General features: G+C 30.4%; 16 protein-coding genes and 1 pseudogene. 8 read left to right on the top strand and 9 right to left on the bottom strand.

From position 1 onward, the window contains the following. Positions 1–192: 192 nt before the first annotated feature. Positions 193–1,341, bottom strand: coding sequence for a carboxynorspermidine decarboxylase (gene nspC / locus AJ885_RS08245; RefSeq protein WP_002881767.1), 1,149 nt, complete (start codon positions 1,339–1,341; stop codon positions 193–195). A 123-nt stretch (positions 1,342–1,464) separates the two neighbouring features. On the opposite strand from nspC, the gene cueO reads away from it, so the two are divergent. From cueO to AJ885_RS08225, 4 genes are read left to right on the top strand one after another with little or no spacing between them, the layout of a single operon-like run. Then, a complete protein-coding gene (gene cueO, locus AJ885_RS08240) occupies positions 1,465–3,006 on the top strand; it encodes a multicopper oxidase CueO (protein WP_002871116.1) in 1,542 nt (513 codons plus the stop codon). Between the two features lies 1 nt (position 3,007). Next, the gene (locus AJ885_RS08235) at positions 3,008–3,229 is read left to right on the top strand and encodes a MoaD/ThiS family protein (RefSeq protein WP_002779488.1); all 222 of its coding nucleotides are present in this window, start codon (positions 3,008–3,010) and stop codon (positions 3,227–3,229) included. Next, positions 3,230–3,676 (top strand): molybdopterin synthase catalytic subunit, encoded by a 447-nt coding sequence (locus AJ885_RS08230; RefSeq protein ID WP_002871117.1) that lies wholly within the window; start codon positions 3,230–3,232, stop codon positions 3,674–3,676. A gap of 3 nt (positions 3,677–3,679) precedes the next feature. After that, positions 3,680–4,870: a molybdopterin molybdotransferase MoeA gene (locus AJ885_RS08225; RefSeq protein WP_002881768.1), complete on the top strand. Its 1,191-nt coding sequence runs from the start codon at positions 3,680–3,682 to the stop codon at positions 4,868–4,870. 293 nt (positions 4,871–5,163) lie between these two features. Here AJ885_RS08225 and cas2 read toward each other — a convergent pair whose 3' ends face one another. From cas2 to cas9, 3 genes and pseudogenes are all read right to left on the bottom strand, one after another. Next, on the bottom strand, positions 5,164–5,595 hold the full coding sequence (cas2, locus tag AJ885_RS08220) for a CRISPR-associated endonuclease Cas2 (RefSeq protein ID WP_002797817.1): 432 nt from the start codon (positions 5,593–5,595) through the stop codon (positions 5,164–5,166). After that, positions 5,588–6,478 carry a type II CRISPR-associated endonuclease Cas1 gene (gene cas1 / locus AJ885_RS08215; RefSeq protein ID WP_070281084.1) on the bottom strand — a complete coding sequence of 297 codons (891 nt, stop codon included), beginning with the start codon at positions 6,476–6,478 and terminating at the stop codon, positions 5,588–5,590. The genes cas2 and cas1 overlap by 8 nt, the downstream gene beginning before the upstream one ends. Next, a pseudogene (gene cas9, locus AJ885_RS08210) lies at positions 6,475–9,439 on the bottom strand (type II CRISPR RNA-guided endonuclease Cas9). The gene cas1 and the pseudogene cas9 overlap by 4 nt, the downstream one beginning before the upstream one ends. Before the next feature lie 206 nt (positions 9,440–9,645). Between cas9 and dcuC the strand changes: the two are divergent. Then, positions 9,646–11,100, top strand: a complete 1,455-nt coding sequence (gene dcuC, locus AJ885_RS08205) for a C4-dicarboxylate transporter DcuC (RefSeq protein ID WP_002881123.1) — start codon at positions 9,646–9,648, stop codon at positions 11,098–11,100. Positions 11,101–11,120: 20 nt separating this feature from the next. On the opposite strand, the gene purM is transcribed toward dcuC, so the two are convergent. Further along, a complete protein-coding gene (gene purM, locus AJ885_RS08200; protein WP_002881121.1) occupies positions 11,121–12,110 on the bottom strand; it encodes a phosphoribosylformylglycinamidine cyclo-ligase in 990 nt (329 codons plus the stop codon). A gap of 60 nt (positions 12,111–12,170) precedes the next feature. On the opposite strand from purM, the gene coaE reads away from it, so the two are divergent. Genes coaE through AJ885_RS08185 form a run of 3 tightly spaced genes read left to right on the top strand, consistent with a single transcriptional unit; the run spans position 12,171 to position 14,228 of the window. Then, a complete protein-coding gene (coaE, locus tag AJ885_RS08195) occupies positions 12,171–12,776 on the top strand; it encodes a dephospho-CoA kinase (protein ID WP_002826882.1) in 606 nt (201 codons plus the stop codon). Continuing rightward, positions 12,773–13,522, top strand: coding sequence for a diaminopimelate epimerase (gene dapF, locus AJ885_RS08190; RefSeq protein ID WP_002855997.1), 750 nt, complete (start codon positions 12,773–12,775; stop codon positions 13,520–13,522). The genes coaE and dapF overlap by 4 nt, the downstream gene beginning before the upstream one ends. After that, positions 13,497–14,228 (top strand): glucosaminidase domain-containing protein, encoded by a 732-nt coding sequence (locus tag AJ885_RS08185; protein WP_002862176.1) that lies wholly within the window; start codon positions 13,497–13,499, stop codon positions 14,226–14,228. Before dapF ends, AJ885_RS08185 begins: the two co-directional genes overlap by 26 nt. Here the strand turns inward: AJ885_RS08185 and AJ885_RS08180 are convergent. The 4 genes from AJ885_RS08180 to galU all read right to left on the bottom strand — a co-directional run bounded on the left by AJ885_RS08180 (position 14,225) and on the right by galU (position 17,943). Continuing rightward, the gene (locus AJ885_RS08180; protein ID WP_070210372.1) at positions 14,225–15,262 is read right to left on the bottom strand and encodes a DUF4143 domain-containing protein; all 1,038 of its coding nucleotides are present in this window, start codon (positions 15,260–15,262) and stop codon (positions 14,225–14,227) included. The genes AJ885_RS08185 and AJ885_RS08180 overlap by 4 nt on opposite strands. A 65-nt stretch (positions 15,263–15,327) precedes the next feature. Beyond that, on the bottom strand, positions 15,328–15,777 hold the full coding sequence (locus AJ885_RS08175; protein WP_052858423.1) for a Dps family protein: 450 nt from the start codon (positions 15,775–15,777) through the stop codon (positions 15,328–15,330). 127 nt (positions 15,778–15,904) lie between these two features. Continuing rightward, positions 15,905–17,125: a glucose-6-phosphate isomerase gene (locus tag AJ885_RS08170; protein WP_070210373.1), complete on the bottom strand. Its 1,221-nt coding sequence runs from the start codon at positions 17,123–17,125 to the stop codon at positions 15,905–15,907. Next, positions 17,119–17,943, bottom strand: a complete 825-nt coding sequence (gene galU, locus AJ885_RS08165; RefSeq protein ID WP_002871129.1) for a UTP--glucose-1-phosphate uridylyltransferase GalU — start codon at positions 17,941–17,943, stop codon at positions 17,119–17,121. The genes AJ885_RS08170 and galU overlap by 7 nt, the downstream gene beginning before the upstream one ends. Between the last annotated feature and the right edge of the window lie 80 nt (positions 17,944–18,023).

The following is an 18,023-nucleotide window of genomic DNA, read 5'->3' as shown; positions in this document are numbered from 1 at the left end:
TTTGATTTAAAAATCACTGAATTTCAATAAAATTCCACAAGGATTTAAAATATTAAAAAATCATACCAAAATATTGAAAATTAGATATTTGAGTTGATTTTATATTTGAAAAAATAAAATACTTTGCATAAAATTTATATCTTTGATTCTCTTCCAAATAAAATTAACATTTTATGCAAATTATAAATAATACTAATTTCTTAAAGAATAATCCTTATAAGAAAATTCTCTTATCATTTGAAGTTCATTTTTTACATTTAAAAGCATGAGATTTGGAAGTCTTATACCATTAAAAGTTGTGTTTTTCACAATGGTGTAATGAATTTGATCTAAAAAAACAATTTTATCGCCGATTTTAAGCTTTTTATCAAAGGCGTATTCTCCCATTACATCGCCCGCTAAACAAGTATTTCCAGTAAGCAAATAGGAAAATTCGCTTTCTTTTAAGTCTGAAATTTTTTCATTTTCTCTTGTGGCTAAAATTCTAGCATTTAAAACTTCACTTGTATAAGGCATGATGATAGTATCTGGCATATGTGCTTCGCTTGAAGTATCTAAAATGGCAATTTGTTTTTCATTTTCTATGATATCTACTACACTAGCCACCAAATTTCCTGTTTGCCAACCCACCGCTTCGCCTGGTTCAAGATAAACTTGCACACCGTATTTATCACTGAAATTTTTACACAAAGCAATAAGTTTTTCAACATCATAGCCTTTTTTAGTGATGTGATGTCCTCCTCCAAAATTCACCCATTTCATTTGCCCTATCCATTTACCAAATTTCTCTTCAAAAGCCTTTAAAACAGCTTCTAGAGCATCAGCACTTTCTTCACAAAGTGCGTGAAAATGAAGTCCTTCTATAGCATTTAAATCCACATTTTCAAAATCTTTAGCACGAATTCCAAGTCTTGAGTATCTTCCACAAGGATTGTAAAGTTCTTTTGGGGCTAGAGAAAATTCAACATTACAACGAAGACCTAAGGAATTTTTTTGTGTTTTGCTTTGAAATTTATGAAATTGAGCTAAAGAATTAAACACTATGTGATGAGATAAACTGGCTATTTCACCTATTTCATCTTCTTTAAAAGCAGGCGAATAAGTATGAATTTCTTTATCCATGTATTCTTTAGCAAATTTTGCTTCCCAAAGTCCGCTACAAGTGCAACCTTTTAGGTATTCTCCGACAATTTTCATCGCTCCTGAAAAAGCAAAACCTTTTAAAGCTAAAAGCACTTTAGCACCACTTTTTTCACCAACACTTGCTAAAAGCTCACAATTTTTTCTTAATTTATCTTCTTCTAAAATATAAGCTGGAGTTTGAATTTTTTCATAAAACATTATTTTTCCTTGATTAAATTGCTAAAATCATAACAAAATTAAACCAAATTTTCAAAATAAATATTTACTAAAACTAAAAAAATAATGACTATAATATAAAAAATCAAGCAAAAGGAAAAACTAATGAATAGAAGAAATTTTTTAAAATTTAATGCACTCACTCTAGCAAGTATGGGTGTAGCCTATGCAAATCCTATGCACGATATACACTCCATGCATAAAAATCATTCTATAAATCATGACTTAGATACTTCTTTTATAAACTTTGCTCCAAAAAATTTAAAGCTTTTAGATCCAAAACAATTCCCCCAAGGAGAAATTTTAAAAGCCTTGCCTTTACTCAAAAATGAAAGTAAAGAAAAAAATATTTTTCGTGCTACCCTAGAAATCAAAGAAAATCATATAGAGCTTATCAAAGGTAAAAAAACCTTATTTTATACTTACAATGGCCTCGTGCCTGCTCCAAAAATAGAAGTTTTTGAAGGAGATAAACTTGAAATTTTAGTCAAAAACAAACTCAAAGAAGCTACAACTATACATTGGCATGGCGTTCCTGTGCCACCTGATCAAGATGGAAGCCCACATGATCCTATCTTAGCAGGAGAAGAAAGAATATATCGTTTTGAAATTCCTCAAGATAGCGCAGGAACTTACTGGTATCATCCACATCCTCATTATACGGCTTCTAAACAAGTTTTTATGGGTTTAGCAGGGGCTTTTGTGATCAAAGCAAAAAAAGATGCTTTAAGTCATTTAAAAGAAAAAGATTTGATGATTAGCGATTTGCGTCTTGATGAAAACGCTCAAATTCCAAACAATAACCTAAATGATTGGCTAAATGGTAGAGAAGGAGAATTTGTACTCATTAATGGACAATTTAAACCTAAAATCAAACTCGCCACAAACGAACGCATACGCATTTATAATGCTACTGCAGCAAGATATTTAAATTTACGCATACAAGGAGCTAAGTTTATACTTGTTGGTACTGATGGTGGACTTATAGAAAAAGCTATTTATAAAGAAGAACTTTTCTTAAGTCCTGCTTCTCGTGTAGAAGTTTTAATCGACGCTCCAAAAGATGGGGAATTTAAGCTAGAAAGTGCTTATTATGATAGGGATAAAATGATGGTAAAAGAAGAACCTAATACCCTATTTCTAGCCAATATTAACCTAAAAAAAGAAAATGTAAAACTTCCAAAAAAATTAAAAATTTTCAAACCTTCAGAAGAACCTAAGGAATTTAAAGAAATAATCATGAGTGAAGATCATATGCAAATGCATGGTATGATGGGAAAAAGTGAAAGCGAATTAAAAATCGCTCTTGCGTCTATGTTTTTAATCAATGGCAAAAGCTATGATTTAAAACGCATTGATTTAAGCTCCAAACTTGGAGTAGTTGAAGACTGGATAGTGATAAATAAATCTCACATGGATCATCCTTTCCATATACATGGCACGCAATTTGAACTCATCTCATCAAAACTCAATGGCAAAGTTCAAAAATCCGAATTTAGAGCCTTAAGAGATACTATAAATGTGCGTCCTAATGAAGAGTTAAGACTTAGAATGAAACAAGATTTTAAAGGGCTTAGAATGTATCATTGTCATATTTTAGAACATGAAGATTTAGGAATGATGGGAAATTTAGAAGTAAAGGAATAAAATGGTAAAAGTGGAATTTTTAGGCCCCATAAATAAAGAAAATTTAGAACTTGAGGTAAAAAATTTAAAAGAATTAAAAGAAATTTTGCAAAAAGATGAGAGTTTAAAAGAATGGCTAGAACTTTGTGCCGTATCTTTAAACGATGAAATCATTTTTGATGAAAACACTAAGTTAAAAGATGGTGATAAAATAGCACTTTTACCGCCAGTTTGTGGGGGTTAAATGAAACATTTTACACTTTATCAAGGTTCTTTAGATATTCCTAAAATTTATAGCCAATGGTATGAATTTGCCAAGGATAAAAACTGCGGTGCTTTACTGACTTTTTGTGGTATTGTGCGTGAAGAAGAAGGCATTGAGGCACTTAGTTTTGATATTTATGAACCGCTTTTAAAAAAATGGTTTAATGAGTGGCAAAAAAGAGTAGATTTTGATGGTATTAGCTTGCTTTTTGCTCACTCTATAGGCGATGTGGCGGTTCATGAAAGCTCTTATTTTGCAGGAATTTTAAGCAAACAAAGAAAATTAGGACTTAAACTTCTTAATGAATTTGTTGAAGATTTTAAAGCGAGTGCACCTATTTGGAAGTATGATGTGATAAACAAAGAAAGAATTTATGCCAAAGAAAGATCAACCAAACTTTGCGGTGCAGGACTTTTAAAAGGATAAAAAATGTTAATGTCTTATGAAGAAAGTTTAAAAATTTTACATTCTCATATCAAAACCTATGAAAAGATTGAAAAAATAGCTCTTACAGAGTGTTTAGGACGCATTTTAGCTCAAGACATAAAAGCCCCTAAAAATCAGCCTGAATTTCCAACTTCGGCTATGGATGGTTATGCGATCAAATTTGAAGATCAAAATAAAACTTTAAAAATTTTAGGCCTCACACCTGCGGGCACTATGCCACAATTTAGCGTGCAAAATGGTACTTGTGTAAAAACCTTTACAGGCTCACTCATGAGCGAAGGAAGCGATACTTTAGTCCCTGTTGAAAATGTACGCGTAGAAAATGATACTCTTTTTATAGAAAAAAAAGTTCCCCAAACTTTTGCCGTGCGTGCGGTAGGAGAAAACTATAAAAAAGATGAAATTTTACTCAAAAAAGGCACAAGGTTAAATTATAGCGAAATAGCTCTTTTGGCTGAACTTGGATTTTTTCACATTAGTGTGTTTATAAAGCCTATTGTAGGAGTTTTAAGTAGTGGAAGTGAGATCAAAGATCTAGGAGAAGCCTTAGAAAATCCCGCTCAAATCCGCTCTTCAAATCATATCGCCATAGCTAATTTAGCTAAAAATTTAAATTGTGATACAAGGGTTTTTCCTCTTTTAAAAGATGATGAAAAAGCCACTTTTTCTACCCTTGAAAGTGCTTTGCAAAGTTGTGATATTTTAGTTACAACTGGCGGAGTTTCTATGGGGGATTTTGACTTTTTGAAAAAAGCTGTCAAAGAATACGAAATCATCATCGATAAAGCCGACATAAAACCAGGTAGACATATCAAAATAGCCAAGGCTAATGAAAAATTCATTATCGCCTTACCAGGTTTTCCTTACTCGGCTATGGTAATGTTTAATCTTTACGCAAGAGAGATTTTAAACTCTTGGTTACTTCAGCCTAAAGACTATATTTGCAAAGCCTTCTTACAAGGAAGCTACAAGAAAAAAACACCTTATTTGGAATTTGTCGCTTGTAACATAAAGTTTGAAAATGGACGCATTTTAGCTAATCTTGAAGGTAAAAAAGAAGGCTCTAGTGCGATTATAAACAATCTTAACAATAAAGCTGCCCTTATGGTGGTGCCAAAAGAATGTGAAATGTTAGAAAATGAAAGTTTAGTGGATATTATCTTTATGCCTTGAAATTATTTAAATAATTTTATTTCGATTTTAATCAACCATAAATTTCAATAAATTTCAAATTTGCAACCTCCTTTTAGTGGAGTAATTAGCCCTAGCGGAGTTTCAATCCACTAGGGTTTTTAGTCCCTTTTTAAATTTCTTTATGGTAAAATAGATATTTACCAGATAATGAAAATTTCAGGGTTTTTTAATAAAAATAGCAAAAATTGCTATAATCTCATAAGAAATTTAAAAAGGGACTAAAATAAAGAGTTTGCGGGACTCTGCGGGGTTACAATCCTCTAAAACCGCTTTTAAAATTCAAATAAATTTTGCTGGTGATATTTTTCTTGTTTTTTGTTTATTTGAATTTCTTCATTATTTGAATTTTTGTATTTAAATTCTCCATGACTATCTATATCAAAAAGCGTTAAATTAGTTTCGTTATTAACTTTTTCGTTAAAAACTATGCCACCAAGCAAAAGCTCCATTTTATCAAACTGCTTTTCAGTGATGATTAAAGCCCTTACATTTCCATAAGGTGGCAAAATCTTTTTTACATTTTCAATAGAACTTTTTGCGGAACTTAAACCCTTGCAAATACGCATATAAACGCTAAATTGCAGCATAAAATAACCTAATTTTATAAGATTGTTTCTAAATTTACTTGCTAGTTTTTGCTCTTTTTTACTTTTAGTTGGCACATCAAACATCAAAAGCACACGCATAAATTTATCTTCAATCATCAAATTTCACTATCTTTAGTTCATCTTCATACAATAAAGCATTTTTAAAATTTGCCACATAATGATTTATCGCTCTATTTAAAGGATAATTTTGCCCATCAAAATTGATTTTGCTTTGTAAATGACCAATCAACGCTCTTTTGTCATCTTTGTTTAAAAACTCACTTTCACCCACAAGTTCTAAAACACAATCATCAACACTAGCCCTAAACACTTCTATCAAATCATCACAAAGCGCAAAAGAATTATAAATATTATTGTGCTTTATGCCAAGCCAAGGCAAAAGTCCACTGATACAAACTGCTCTAATAATACAAGCCCTAATGATTGCATAGCCATAATTTAAAGCAGAATTTTCAAAGCAAAGCTCATCTCTTGAAAAAGAAGCACCAAACAAAGTTTTAAAATACAACACCGCCGCAACAGCTTCAATATTTTTACTATCATTTAAGGTTACTTTTTTAGCCAAATTTACAAGCTCATTGCTTTGCTCTATTTTATTGTGTTTTTTCAAAACAAAGGCTTGATTTAGGATTTTGTTTTTAATGATTTTTTGCCATAAAATAGCCTTTTTTTGAGCACTTACATTCATTTGCTCTTTTGCGATTTTTGCACTTTGAAAATGCCCTAAAAAAAGAGTAAAAACACCATTTATACTATGAGTTTCATCACAGGTTAGCAAGATGATTTTATGCTTTGCAAAAGCGTTAAAAAGTGCGGAACTCAGGCTTGCTTGCAAGCTTTCTAAAACGATGATGTTTATATCTTTTAAAAACAATTTTGCTACATTTTCATCTTGCTTAATCACAAGATGATTTAGCTCTAAATTTAGCTTGGCATTAGAGCTAATAAGTAGTGTTTTAAAAGCTTCATCGTAACTCATTTTTTAAAATCTTCTCTTTGTCTAAACTCAGCCTTTGTCACTTCTCCAAGTGCTGAAACTATATATTTTTCAAATACTTTTAGATTTTGAATTCCTATGCTTTTTGCGATTACTTCTTTTTCATTTGCATTTTTAAACAATATTTTTTGATTTTTGCTTAGCGTTTCAAATTTATTATCGTGTTTTGAAACAGTTAGGCTAGCATTTGAGCTATCCAGCCTTTCATAATAAACAAGTTCTGGCTCTTGCATATCTTTAGTTTGAATTAAAATCAAACTATCTTTGTATAAAGAAAAGCAAAACTCATAATTTTCATCCATTAAAATCCAATCTTTTATAAGACCTGACTTTTTATCTTTACCTTGCACCACGGCTTTATTTGGTAATACTTTTAAAGCAAAATCCATGGTATAAATTGGCACAGCATAAAATTTATTTGTCTTTTTGTGTTTAAAAATATCCACTCTAAACATATCACCATTGCTAACGATTTTACCATTTACTTTGCGGATTTTACCAAGCTCTAGGGCTTTTAAAACTCCTTCTTTTCCGCCGTATGATTGATAGAATTCTTCTTCTTTTCTAAATGTTTCTTCATGTAAAGCTCCACTTGGCTTTTTTCTCTCAGGTTTTGAGACAAAAATTTCATCAATTTTATCTAAAAGCTTTTGCCTAAAACCACTAAAAGGCTCAAAAAACTTCCTTTTGTTTTTATAATCTAATTCACTAATTTTTTTTGCATAAAGTTCTGCAGTGTTGCTTTCTTGCTCTTTTTTAAAATCTGAAAAAGCCTTTACGATAGAGTTGTTTGCATAAGCAATAATTGCTGCATCGATGGCATGATGAAGATGGTTATTTCTATCCTTAGTGCTAAAGCCCCAAGTGTGTCTTAAAGTGGATGTTAGCATACCGCTTTTTGCTTCTACATGCACTTTTGAGCCTTTTTGTGTGTCGTTTAATTTTGTATTTTCATCATCACTTAAAGGTAAAAAATCTAAATAATCTTTAGTATAGTTTAAAACAAGCCTTGCGATGTAGCGAGTATCGTTTAGATTTCTATCTTTAAAGTCTTTTTGCTCTTTGTCTTTGTAGTTTTTATCTAAAATTCTTTTTTGCTTTTTAGTAGGTAAATTTTTTGCTAAAACTTCAATTTTCTGCCATTTTACTCTATCATTGCCAAAGGTTTCAAAGGGGGTTTTATTAAGTTTTTCTTGATTTTGCTTGGTAAAAACTAAAACTTTATTCATATAAGAATCATCAAAACTTCTAGAATAAGGGTAAATATGGTCAATTTCAAGCATTTTTTCATCTTGCAAATCACTAATTTTAATCTTTTCCCCACTATAAACACAAAATTCTTTTTGTTCTTTAAATAATCTTAATTTTAAAATATTTTTACTATTTATTTTTAAGCCTAGTTTCTCACATTCAAGTTCGGCGTCTTTTTTGGCCTTGTAGTTTTCGTTTTGCTCTTTTTCTATTTTAGCTCTTTGACTGTGATTTTTACCTACTTCTCTTGCTAATTCAATGTTTATTTTATGCACTTTACCGTATTTTTTAAGCAAGGCATTTAAGACCTTTCTATATTCTTTAATCGCCCTTAAAACCACAGGATTAGTTACTTCATCTTTGTAATAAGTTTCATTAAATGCGGGTAAAAAGTCTTTTTTTATCTTCATTAATTGCTACTTTTAAATTAAGCTCATTGCAAGCTTCATCGTATTTTTTACCTTCAAGCATTAAAGGAGTGATAAGTTTTAAGGCTTTAAAACTTATATTTAAATGGTCTTTAAATTCCAATTTGCTTAAGCTATCAATTTGATTTTGATTTAAATCATATTTTGCTAAAGCCTTTTTAAGTTTAATCTCATCTTTTATAAGGGTAATATCTTTTGCTATTTCATTTAAATCATCTTGGCTTAAATTATGCTCACCTAGGGCTTTTACAAATTCTTTGTATTTTTGAAACTCAATAAAATAAGTTCCTTTTTCTCCTTTAAACTCATAATCATTACTTAAGCCCAAAAGCTTTTTTGTTTGTTTATAAGTTAGAGTGCCGTTTTTTAAAACTTCATTTAAAAGCGTGTTTAAATCATCTTTTGTATATAAAATTCCTTCAGTATTTTTAAGATTGTTTAAAAGATTGATAATTCTTGTAAGCGCTACAAACATAAAAGCTAAGGGCGAATTTTTTGGCGCTCTTTTTTCATCAGTAAAAAAACTACAATTTCCCACCAAATGAGAAAAATCTTTTAAAGCCCTTTTATAAAATGCTACACTAAGCACTTCTTCTTCAAATTTCTTTGAGAAAGAAAAGCCAAATTTTCTTTGTTTTTGAAAAATAAGCTTTAATTCGTCTTTTAAAAAACTTTGCGCTATGCAGCGTTCATAACTTTCTTTTTTATTTCTAACATTTATAAATTCTTTGGAATTTTCTTTGAATTTTTGAAAATACTCTTTATAAAGATACTCGCCTACACTTTGATAACTTACTAATTTTTCTTCATTTTGCTTGATAGCTTTTAAAATCTCGCCTTTTTCTTCATCACCATTATTTTTAATATCATCATAGCCACGCCTTTTTGCAATATGTAAAATCACTCTTGCAAAATCTTGCTTACTTAAAAGCTCGTTTAAAGCTCTAAATCTTAACTCATAAGGGCTAATTAAAGAGCCTTTATAAGCCTTAGCTAAACTTTCATCAAAGCTTTGATAATCTTCGTAATTTAACTTAAATTCATTTGCGATTAAATGTTTTAAGTGATTTAGCCTTGCTTTGCGTCTAGCAAGGCGTTTTCTAGCACTTCTTGCAAGGCGTCTTGGCAAGGCTAAGGATTCTCCTGTTTTAGGATTTTCAGCCTTTGTAAAAATCCTAACTCCGCAATCTTTTAACTCATCATTTTCGCTAAATGCCCAGCCAATAGAGCTTATTCCTATATCAAATGCCAAAATTCTTGCCACACTAGATCCTTTTTAATATTTATGATTTGTTTATAATTATAATATAAAAATCATTTTTTATACAAACATAAACCTTTCAGTAACCAAACTATACATATTATTAATTTTATAATGCAAAAAATAAGTAAAATTTTAAATGAAAAATATTTATTAGTTAAATTTTAGCTAAAATAAAATAAAAGCTAATAATAACCTTAGGAGAAATCATGCCAATTTTTATGATATGTTCTACACTTTTAGCGGTAATTGTTGTTGCTTATTATATACTCAAAAAATACAATCCTATTTTTGTATTTTTTCTTTCAGGTATTATCTTGCTTATTTTTGCTTTTTACATCACAGGAGCACCTATACCAAAAGCCCCGAGCAGAGAACATGCAAGCTTTTTGAATGTTTTACTTGATAGCTATGCTTTTATCACAGCGACTTTTAAAAGTCAGCTTTCTGGAGTAGGACTTATTATCATGAGTGTGGCAGGTTTTGCTGCCTATATGAAACATATCAATGCTTCGGCAAAACTTGCTTTTTTAGCAAATAAACCCTTAGGAAAAATCAAAAATAAATACTTGATTTTAAGTGGAACTTTTGTTGTTGGAATGGCTTTAAAAATCGTCATTTCTAGCTATGCTGGATTGCTTTTGCTTTTGTTAGCATGTATTTATCCTGTTTTAATCTCACTTAAAATCCGTCCTATTACAGCTGTATGTGTGCTTTCTTTAATTGCGCTTGATTATGGTCCAAAAGATGGAAATTCAATCAATATGGCAGATATAGTAGGACAAAGTGATAATGTCGTAGGGCTTTTTTTAAATTACCAAATTTATAGTGTGATTGCCTATGTTGTAGTTATTGCCATCTTGATTCCTTTTTATTTTGCTTGGATTGATAAAAGAGATAAAGAAAAAGGTGTTTTAAATGATGAAGTTGAAATTCCGCAAATCATTGATCCTAAATGCCCTACTTTTTACATACTCTTTCCTTGGTTACCTGTTGTATTTTTATTTACAGCGTATTTTTTTACTATCAAGCTCGATGTTGTAACAGCAAATTTTGTAAGCATTTCTTTAGTTTTTCTTGTTGAATTTGCAAGACACAGAAATGCTAGAAAATTAGGCGAAGATATGATGGTGATTTTAAAAGCTATGGCTGAAATTTTTATCTCAGTCGTAAGCATAATCATCGCCGCTGGAGTATTTGCTGAAGGCATTAAAGCACTTGGTGGAGTTAATATCCTTGCTAACGCGGTTTCAAATCTTGGAACAGGAAATTTTGCATGGTTTGGAATTCTTTTGAGTATAGCTATTTTAAGCTTTTTAGTTTATTTTGCCACAGTGATTATGGGAAGTGGAATTGCTGCTTTTAATGCTTTTGGAAAACTATCTCCTGATATAGCTACAAAATTAGGCGTTGCACCTATTACTCTAGTTTTACCTATAGAAATTGCATCTTGTTTAGGTCGTGCAGCTTCACCAATAGCAGGCGGAATCATAGCTTTAGCTGGATTTGCAAAAGTAGCTCCAATGGATATTATAAAACGAACCACTCCTCTTTTACTTATCGCTATGCTTGTAAATGTACTCGTAGCCTTTTATCTAGCACAAACCAATCCTTTGCCAAAAGAACAAAACACTACAAAAATAGAACTTAAAATACACAAATAAAGCGTATTGACGCTTTATTTTCACTCTAAAACAATACCTTCATTAATGCAAATTTCGCCGATAATAAAGGCATCTGAATTTTCTAAAACCTTACTTACATTAGAAGGATCTACAACCATTACTAAACCCGCTCCCATGTTAAAGCTTCTATACATTTCGCTTTCTTCTACAGCCTGTCCTATAGTATAAAAAATTTCAGGAGTTTTAAGATGATGTTTGCGTATAGTTGCACCCATACCACGAGGTAAAACGCGTGGTAAATTTTCTACTAAACCACCCCCTGTAATATGTGCTAGAGCACTGATATAAGGCTTTAGTGTAAGAAAATCACGCACATAAATCCTTGTAGGTTCTAACAAAATATCAATTAAATTTTTACCCTCTATCTTGTCATCAAATTTTAATTTTAAACTTTCAAAAAGTACTTTTCTAGCTAAAGAATAACCATTTGAATGAAGTCCTGAACTAGGAAGTGCCAATAAAATATCACCATTTTTAACAAATTTACTTCTATCAATCTCATCTTCTTCAGCCATACCCACTGCAAAACCCGCAAGATCAAAATCATCTTTTGCATACATTCCAGGCATTTCAGCAGTTTCTCCGCCAATTAATGCACAATTTGCCATCTTACATCCCTTGGCAATGCCTGATACAACAGCCTTTGCTACTTCTACTTCGAGCTTGGCTGTAGCATAATAATCTAGGAAAAACAAAGGCGTAGCAAAATTACAAATCAAATCATTCACACACATTGCTACTAAATCTTGCCCTATAGTATCATATTTTTTAGCATCAATTGCCAAGCGAAGCTTGGTACCAACCCCATCTGTTGCACCTAAAATCACAGGCTTTTTAAAACCACTTGGCATTCTAAAAGCACCAGCAAAAGAACCAATTCCGCCTACAACATTATCATTAAAAGTTTCTTTAACCAAAGGTTTTATAGCCTCTACAAAGGCATTTCCATTATCTATACTTACGCCTGCATCTTTATATGAAATTTTCATTTATTTTCCTTTAAGAACTAAAAAGGTATTTTAACGAAAAAAGTTTTAATAAGGCATAAGATGAAAAATGCTTTTTTTGTAACCGCTTCAATTGCTTGCGGTAAAAGCACTTTTATAGAAATAGCGAATTCTTTAGGCTTTAAAAGCATTAGCGCAGACAAAATCGCTCATAAAATTTTAGATGAAAATGCTTTAGAACTTGAAAAGATTTTTTCTCCCTTTAGTTTAAAAAATTTACTCACAAAAGAAAAGAAAATCGATAGAAAAATCCTTGGAGAAATTGTTTTTAACAATAAAGAAGCTAAAAAAATCTTAGAAAATTTCACTCATCCTAAAATTCGAGCTAAAATTTTAGAACAAATGCAAATTCTAGATAAGGAAAATAAAGCTTTTTTTGTAGAAATTCCTCTTTTTTTTGAAAGCGGTGCTTATGAAAATTTAGGCAAAGTCATTGTAATTTACACACCTAAAGAATTAAGCCTTAAAAGAATCATGCAAAGAGATAAGCTCAGCTTAGAAGCTGCAAAAGCAAGACTTGATTCTCAAATAGATATTGAAGAAAAACTTAAAAAAGCAGATTTTATCATTAAAAATACTAATTCTTATGCCGATTTTAGGCAAGAATGTGTTAAAGTAATACAAGAAATTTCTAAAGGAAAAATGTGAAATTTTATAAATATTGTGCAAGTGGGAATGATTTTGTCATAACAAATGCTGATAGAAAAGAAGATAGAAGTGCTTTAGCTAAAGAACTTTGTAATCGTTATGAAGGCATAGGTGCGGATGGCTTTATCGTGATATTGCCTCATGAAAAATACGACTTTGAATGGGAATTTTATAATAACGATGGCTCAAGGGCTGCTATGTGTGGCAATGGCTCAAGGGCTGCGGCACATTTTGCACATCATATTAACAAAATAAATCCTAACATGAGTTTTTTAACCGGTGCAGGAGTAATAAAAGCAAAGGTAAATCAAGATAAAGTTGAAGTATCTTTAGGCAAAATAAAAAGTGTACAAAATACTTTTGAAGAATTAGGAAAAACTTGGCAACTTTGCAACACTGGAGTTCCACATCTAGTACATTTTTGTCAAAATTTAGATGAATTTGATACAATGCTTTGTCAAAAAATGAGACAAAAATATAATGCCAATGTTAATTTTGTAAAAATTTTAGATGAAAATCATTTAAAAGTTCGTACTTATGAACGCGGAGTTGAAGATGAAACCTTAGCTTGTGGCACAGGAATGGGGGCTTGTTTTTATCTGGCATTTTTAAATAAAAAAGTACAAAATAAAGTTAAAATAACTCCTAAAAGTGGTGAAGAGGTAGGGTTTGCATATAAAAATGAAGAATTGTTTTTTGAAGGAAAGGTAAAGTATTGTTTTGAAGCCAATTATAATTTTTCTTAGTCTTTTTCTAATCCCACTTTTTGCTGATGATCTAAAGAGTGGATTTGGAGAGGAATATTACAAACTTGATATAGATCAAAAAAGACAAATTTTTTTTATAAAAATGAATGAAATGTTTGATCAAAGCTTTAAAAAAATTGAACAAGAAAGAGCCTTTATCGAAGCCTTTTTTAAAGATGCTTACAAAACAGGCTTTAGGACTTCAAACCAAATAAATCTTGAAAAACTTATCACGATAAAAAACAAATATCGCATTGAAAATCTTTATGATTTTGCAGAATATAAAAAACGTATTCAAAAAATTCCAAAATCCATGGGTATAGCCCAAGCTTTAGTTGAAAGTGCTACAGGTACCAGTCGCTTCGCAAGAGAAGCAAACAATCTTTTTGGAGAATGGACTTGGGGTGAGAAAGGTTTAATTCCTGATCTAAGACATCCAGATAAAAAACACAAAATTAAAATTTTTGATAGTCTGCAAGATAGTGTTGACTCTTATGTTTTAAATTTAAATCGTCATTTTGCTTATGAAAAGTTTCGCGATGTAAGAGCTAAATTTGAAAGCGAAGACAAAGAGATAACAGGGCTAGAGGCTATTAAAACTTTAGATTCTTATTCTGAACGCAAGGGATATTATATCAATCTTATTACAAAAATCATCAAACGATACAACCTTGAAAAATACGATACAAAATCAAACAACGCCTAAAATCCAAGTGAAAATTTATCAAAAGATATGACTTCAAATTTAATCCCTTGCTCAAAAAAACTATCCTCGCTTGAAAGAGTGATAAAAATCACATGAAAAATTCCAAGTTCTAAAGCCTTTGGTAAAATTTTCTTAGCACGTAGCTTGATCAAATCAATATCTAAAGTTGGACTTGAAATATAAGCAATTTTAGATATTTGGCTATAAAAGTTAAAGTATTTGTTATAAAAAAATTCTTCTTTAAATTTAAACAACTCGCTTAAAACTAAATTTTCAAATAAATGTGAAAAATCCTTTGAAATACAAAGATTATTTCTTAGGCCAAAATCTTTAAAATAAATCTTTTGAAGTTTTTTTTCATCATGTTTTAAAGTATAAATCACATAAGTATTTTCTAATTTTTTTATAGCTTGATAAACACTATCTTTTGAAGTTTTTAATCTTTTTTTGAGTTCTATAAATATCTTAGAAATACTGATTTGCTGACCCAAATTTAAAGCTAAATACTTTAAAATTTCTAATTCTAAAAGAGTAAAGCTTTGTCTTAAAAGTATGTTTTTTTCTCCAAATTTACTCCGTCCACTTTGCAAAAAAAGACCTACTAAATTATTTATAGGTAAATTTTTCTTACTTACACTAATAAATTCTTCAAAATCAAAATAATCAAGTTCAAGTTCTTCAAACCCATTTACATTTAAATCTTTTATATTTGTACTTAAGATGATGGGAATTTTAATTTTTTCTAAATTAGGAATAAAATCCAAATTATAAAGGCAAAGAATTTTAATTTGTAAATTTTCATTCAGAAAATCAGAAAGTCTTTCTAAACTTTGTTTTTCAAAACGTGTATCATATAAATCTAAAAACAAAATTTCACTTGCTTTAAATTGAGATAAAAAATTAAAAATAAGCGTTTTTTTACCACAAAATCGTGGGCCTTTTATGATAATATTTAGTTTTGAAATTTGAATTTTTCTTTCATAACTTACTTCAAATTTAGGATGGTTTTCATAAAAAAAATTAAGTACTTTCAATTTTATCCTTTAAAAAAAGGATATTATAACCTAGTTAGTATAATTGGGGCATAAAGCCCCTTAAATTACATTTTGCAAGCACCTTGTAAAGTAGCGCCTATCATCCAAAGACTTTTTTCATATTTTGCGATATTTTCTTGCGCAAAAGCAGCTGTTGTGGTATCACTTTCTTTTTCTGCTGCTTCATTGAGTTTTTTAAATTCTGCTAAAAGATATTCATAATCTTGTTTGATCAGTTCTATGACTTCAAGCGGAGTAAAGCAATCTTTTGCAACTTTTGGACTTTTTGCATTTTCCATTAAAACTTTTTGGCAAATGATAGCTTTTTCGCCAAGTTGTAAAACTCTTTCAGCACAACTATCAAAAAGTTCTGCCATTTCTTCATAAGCTTTTTCTGTGTACTCGTGTATAGAAAAAAATTGCAAACCTTTTACATTCCAGTGATAATTATGAAATTTAACCCATAGATGATGAGCATCTGCTTGCATTTGTAATAATTGTTTTGTAACTGACATGATTGACTCCTTTTTTTGATTTTTAAAATTATAGTATAAAATTCTTAAATAATAATTATTATTAATTAAAAATTTTTATTATAATTTTAACTTAAAATTATTATACTCTTTTTTTAATGAATTTTGATTAAGAAATTAATATATTTTTTAAGATCAACTTTCCAACTTCCACACCAGGTTGATCATAAGTGTTAATCCCTAGCATAACACCGCAAGTTGAAGTAAAAAGTTCATAATAATACATCAAATATCCCGCATGCCAAGCGTCAAGTTTTTCAAGTTCTATCACATCAACACTCAAATTTTCGGCGATTAAAGCATGCATAGTTGCATCACATTGGGCGTTTAAAAGTTCGTGAAGATTGACTTTATTACTTAAAGAATCTAAAAATTTAAAATGAATATCAGGGATAATAGGTGCTTTTTGAGCGTCTTTGATTTTTAAAAAAGTTACAGTTTTATTTTTAGGTCCATCCATGATGAGTTGTAAAAAACTATGCTGATCTCTTGCTCCAATGAGTGCAACAGGAGTTAAACCTATGCGTTTATAGCCTTGCTTTTTACCTAAACTTTCAGCAATAAGCTGGATATACCATTCGTTAAAGCCTTTAAAAGCATCACTATATGAAAAAAGCACATTGATATTGGCATTTTTGTGTGTGCAATAATGATAAGCCTTTTGTAAAATTTCATCTTTTTTGCGAGTAAAAAAATCTTCAAAACAAGCTTTAGCTCCTTCTAAAAGAGCTTTGGCATTATAGCCACAAAAACAAAGTGGAACTATACCCACAGCTGAAAGTATGCTAAAACGACCTCCTACATTTGCAGGGATAAAAAAGCATTTAATACCTAAATTTTCACCTTCTTTATGAAGTTTTGAATCCTTATCAGTAATAAAAACAAAGTATTTTTTTAATTCTTGCATATCAAGTTTAAAATGTTCAATAAGAAGTTTAAAAAGTGATACGACTTCTATAGTGCTACCTGTTTTACTGATGATTAAAAACAAACTTTCTTCAAGCTTGATTTTTTCTAAAGTCTTATTAAAAGAATGTGAGCTTGTGTTATCGAGTATAAAAAGCTCTCTTTGGTTACTTTTTTCATTAAAAAGCATATCGCGCAAGGCTTTTACACCGCAACTTGAACCTCCCATTCCAACTAAAACGACATTTTTTACATATTCTTTATCTTGAATAAATTTCAAGCTCTTATCGATTAAATTCAAACTTGTGTCAATAAGATGATAATACCCTATATCTCCACTTTTTACCTCATCATTAATACGATTTGCATAAGAACTTATAGTGTGAATTTCACTTTGCTTAAAAAAAAGTGTATTGTTTAACATTTACTTTTCTCGTAAAAATAATTTGTCGCCTCTACAAAGCCTTCTACGCTTCCACAATCAAAGCGTTTCCCTTGAAATTTATAAGCTAAAACCATACCATTGGTTGCTTGAGTTAAAAGCGCGTCGGTAAGTTGAATTTCGCCATTTTTTCCTGCTTTAGTATTTTCTAAAATTCCAAAAATATCAGGAGTTAAAATATATCTTCCTATGATAGCAAGATTACTTGGAGCTTCATCAGGACTTGGTTTTTCTATCATAGAATTAACCATAATAAGATTTTCTTCTACAAAATTTCCAGAAATTACTCCATAATTTGAAACTTGTTCTTTTGGTACCTCCATCACAGCTATGATGGTGCAGCGATATTTTTCATAAATTTTTACCATTTGAGCCATAACATTTAAGCCTTCTTCATTAACACACAAATCATCAGCCAAAATTACGCCAAAAGCTTCATCGCCAACTAAAGGTTTACCTTTTAAAACCGCATCACCTAAACCTTTCATTTGATTTTGTCTTGTAAAAGTAAAGGTACAACGATTGATTAAAGAACGAATTTCATCAAGTAAGTATTCTTTTTTTGTACCTGAAATTTGATGCTCAAGTTCATAAGAAATATCAAAATAATCTTCTAAAGCTCTTTTTCCACGCCCTGTGACAAAGCCCATATTTTCCATTCCTGCTTCCAAAGCTTCATCAACCCCATAATGAATCAAAGGTTTAGTTAAGATAGGCAACATCTCTTTAGGTAAAGTTTTTGTTGCAGGTAAAAATCTCGTCCCATAACCTGCCGCAGGGAAAATACAAGTTTGAAGCATAAAAATTTCCTTTTATTTTTTTATCATTATAGCTTATTTTTATGAATTTTTATGCAACAAAACAAGGCAAAGTTCTTTTT

Source organism: Campylobacter sp. BCW_6464 (genome assembly GCF_001762775.1).
Classification (GTDB): Bacteria; Campylobacterota; Campylobacteria; order Campylobacterales; family Campylobacteraceae; genus Campylobacter_D; species Campylobacter_D jejuni.
Note: the sequence above shows the minus strand (reverse complement) of the source record. Positions and strands in the feature narration are given on the sequence as shown.